The organism is bacterium (assembly GCA_037131655.1).
In the GTDB taxonomy this organism is placed as follows: Bacteria; Armatimonadota; Fimbriimonadia; order Fimbriimonadales; family JBAXQP01; genus JBAXQP01.
This window is the reverse complement of sequence record JBAXQP010000253.1, coordinates 1-3,939: the sequence shown is the minus strand read 5'-3', so window position 1 is coordinate 3,939 and position 3,939 is coordinate 1. Positions and strand designations below refer to the sequence as shown.

Annotated in this window: 3 protein-coding genes; 1 reads left to right on the top strand and 2 read right to left on the bottom strand. The window is 48.7% G+C overall.

Annotated features, from left to right (window positions below):
- A partial coding sequence (locus tag WCO51_10660) for a creatininase family protein (protein MEI6513716.1) occupies positions 1-681 on the top strand: 681 nt, incomplete at its 5' end.
- A 95-nt stretch (positions 682-776) separates the two neighbouring features.
- Here the strand turns inward: WCO51_10660 and WCO51_10655 are convergent.
- The gene (locus WCO51_10655) at positions 777-1,817 is read right to left on the bottom strand and encodes a zinc-binding alcohol dehydrogenase (protein MEI6513715.1); all 1,041 of its coding nucleotides are present in this window, start codon (positions 1,815-1,817) and stop codon (positions 777-779) included.
- Between the two features lie 79 nt (positions 1,818-1,896).
- The coding region (locus WCO51_10650; protein ID MEI6513714.1) for a glycoside hydrolase family 95-like protein at positions 1,897-3,939 on the bottom strand (2,043 nt) is incomplete at its 5' end.

Below are 3,939 nucleotides of genomic sequence, written 5' to 3'. Positions count from 1 at the left end.
GGGCAATTGGAGGCGGCGGGGAGAAAGTTTCCGGTCGTGTATGTGCCGTTCGGGCTAATCGAGTGGCACGGGAAGCATCTGCCGTTGGGAAATGATGCGATCAAGGCTCATGCCATTTTGGTGAAAGCTGCGGAGAAGTATGGCGGGGTAGTTTACCCCCCGGTTTATTTCCATTCCGAGTTCAAACAGGAGCATTTAGTACCTGTGCTGACCAATTTATTTAAGCAGCTCAAGAAGGCCGGTTTTCGAGTAATTATCGGCGTATCGGGACACAATATTGTCGAACAGATCGACATGCTCAATAATGCTTTAGAACCGGTCATCGCTGAGGGTGGATTAGCGGGAACTGGGCTTTGGGAGATGACCTTGAGCAAATGCGCCGACTCCGATACCGACCATGCCGCTAAGTGGGAAACCTCGAATATGATGTTCTTCTACCCCGAGTTGGTGGACATGGCTGAATTGGGGGATGAAGCAATCGTTATAGAGAGCGTTGACAAATGGGGTGTTCACGGTCTTGACCCCCGTGAACACGCCTCCGCCAAAGTCGGGGAGCTCAATTGCACTCTCTGCGCCGAAGCCATCGGCCAAAAAGCCCATGAGCTTTTAGCATCACTCCCCGAAGACCAACGCGATTTTAACATAGAAGCCATTATTCCAGAACATTGGTGGCTTGTTTAGGGGAGAAAGACTTAAGGCTTAAGGCAAAGAAGGTGATAACCTTTCGCCTTAAGCCTTATTCGAAGTTTGATTTTAGCTTCGATCCCCTACTCCCTCTAATACTTAACTGCTACCTTTACGACCTCGTTGGGGGCGTGGTAGATTTTGCCGTAGGCTTCGGGGAGTTTGTCCATGGTTGTAATTGGGCTGGGTAGGCCGTAGGGTTTGATTGTGCCCTGTTTGTATAGGGTTCGGAGTGTTTGGAAGAATCTCTGCTCATTCCAATAAAGCTCGCGTTGCGGGTCGCTACAGGCACGGGCAGAGATGATATTCAACAGATTAAAGTGGAACTCTTCGCCAAGATAAACACCTTTCGCATCGCCCAGATAGAACGACAAAGGAACAACCTTACCCCTATAGCAGGTTGCCTGGAGGCATTGATTGAGCGCTATATAGTTGCCGCTGGCTTCGATTGTTACATCGGCCCCGTTTTCGAACCACTCACGGGCAGCAACGCCAAAATCAGCGACTTCTTTAGGATCGACAACTTTCGTTGCGCCATGTTGAAGCGCCAATTCTCTTCGGGCAGGTATCGGATCGACTGCAACTACATTCAATGCCCCTTGTAATTTAGCGAATTGAACGGTAAAGAGGCCAATCGCGCCCATGCCGAAAACAATGACGTTATCGCCGATACAAATCTTCGCATCTCTCACAGCAGCGATAGCGAAATCGGCAGGATCCATACAGCAAGCTGCCTCAGGGCTTATCCCATCCAGCTTTTTAGCATTATGGAAGTCAGCGACAGTTTGGAAGCGGCCAGGGTTGTAAACACGGTCGCCTTCCTTTAAGTGCTTTACTTCTTTTCCGACCGCTATAACGGTACCTACAGAGGTGTTACCGGTGTCTTGCCATTTTGTTGCGTCGAATGGAGTAGCTTTAGAACGGTCAAATGCGGTGCCGTGCATCGGAAAGTTCATATAAGAAGCGGTACCAAGTATTTCGCCCTTTTCTGTGCCATGCTTGGCGGCTGTTAATTCGTTCTTTACGCGAACGCACTCCGGGTCCAGTTCGCCGAGTGTGTACGATTCCCAGCGAGGCTTAAATTCGTTGTTGCAGACTAATTTTACTAATTCAATCCCATCATATTGCGGCATAATGCTCCCTCGTGTTAAAAATTATCGTCATAAGTCCCCTAAATGCTATCACGTGATAGAACTCTAAAACAATCCTATATCAATCAGTTTTGCACTGAACTTTATAACGGTTGTCTGGAACGGTTTTGAATGTGTGCTTTTCACCCTTACGGCTAACAGGGACTTGCTTATTGGTTGCTAAGTCAATCACCTCAAGCTCTTTACCGTACCAGGGGCTTAAAAGAGTGCAGTCTTTCCCCTTTTCGCTTGTGATCTCCACGCTTTTGACTTTGCCCCAACTAAGTTCGCTCGATACCAGGAAGGCATTGTGAGTGCGAAGGTTGCCAAAACGTGCATCGAAGTTCTTCGGCCAGACTGGGAAGAAATGCAGATAACCCTGGTGGCTTTGCAAAAGCATCTCATTAATTGCCATCGTTGCGCCCGCAATTTCAATGCCTCCTCCACCTTGATGAACGTAAAGATTGGCAGTCATGTCCTGTTCGAGTAAATGCGACATGATATAAAGAGTTGCGCTATATCCCAATCGGACGGCTTGGTTATAGATTAATGGGAAACCATTATAACCTCGCCATGACTGAACCTCTTCGAGGGTATTGAGCGCCGTTTGGTATAAATCGGGGTCGGAATCGGTTGAGATGTAGCCGCCCGGCCAGACAGGATAGAGCAAAGGAAACCCTTCGCCATTCACACATCCTTCGCTTGTTCCCATCGTATTCGGCTCGTCATCAGACATGCAGAACACCTTTTTACCATTAATCAGCTTCGTTGCGATGGGACTTAGGTTCTTGAGAATGTCTTGCCATTTGGCATGTCGTTCGGCATCGATTCCAAGGTCTTGACTAAACTCAAGCAGCGCTTTGTAAAGAGGGATGAGGAATGCTATGTCACAAAATGAATTTACATTCTCTCCTCCACCTTCGTGGCAGCTGCTTCCGCGAATATTGTAACGACCGGATTCATCCTGCTGTAGGAATTCATCCCAGAAGTCCGCTAAACCGATTAAAAACGGATAAGCCTTCTGTTTGAGGAAATTCATGTCCAAAGTGTATTGGTAGTGTCGTATGAAATTGACGGCCAGATAGGTACCGATCCATTTCATTTGATCCACATGCTCTTCGCGGATAGCTTTATAGGTCTCATGTGTATAAGGGCCGATAACATAGGGGAAGAGAAGCCCTTTATAACCCATCACTTTGGCGGTCTCGCGCCCCAAAGGCATGATCTTCATGCACTCCTCATAATAAGGCTCCGCGATTTCGGGATGGTTGCTTGAATAGATACCGTAATAGGGCGCCTGGAAGTTGTAATCCATGGTGTAGCTGCCGTGCCACTCCATATCATCAACGGGGAACCAGTTGCCCCACAGACCCGGAGCAACTTTGCCGGGCCGATGACAGCACGCCAGCATATACTGCGCCCCATACCAGTAACTCTCGACCCGCTTCTCGTCAATTTCTATAAAGGACGCTGACCAATACTTCTTCCACCACATCAAATGCTCATCGCCCAGCGCTTTGAGCTTGTCGGAATTCAATTCTTTGACCTTATCGACAGCGCAAGCCAGAGTATCGCCATCTTTGGTATCAGGATTACATACAACCGCTGAAGCGATGACTACAGTCTTGCCTGGTTGAAGTTCAAATGTGGCGGTTGACTGTGACTTGCCGTCAGTTTCAATCTTGGGGTCGGCGCCAATGCATCGGGTGGCGATAACAGCGGAGTAGCCTTTCGTTTTGTCAGGCTCGCCGTAACGCTTGGTCCAGATGTAGCCATCAGTAATGCCCGCTTCAACGGGGCATATGACGGGCTCGTGGTCTGATAGGAATTCGGTGGGGAACTTCGCTTCATTGGTGATGAGCGCAACCGTTACCTTAATCGGCTTATCACCGCTGCAACTCAATTCAGTCAGAAGGAAGTTATCGCCGGCCGGTGTATAGGAGCGAACGTTGACGGTGAGGTTGCCTTTTGTGAATTGTCCGCGGACTTCAGCTTTGAATAGGTCCTGCTCCATATGGTAGGCCGCATCTTTCAGCGCTGGAATTAGAAGATTGACCGACCCAATCGGTAGAGGGCGGAAGAGTTCTCGGCTCCAAAAATCGTTCTTGCCGACATAAAACTTTAA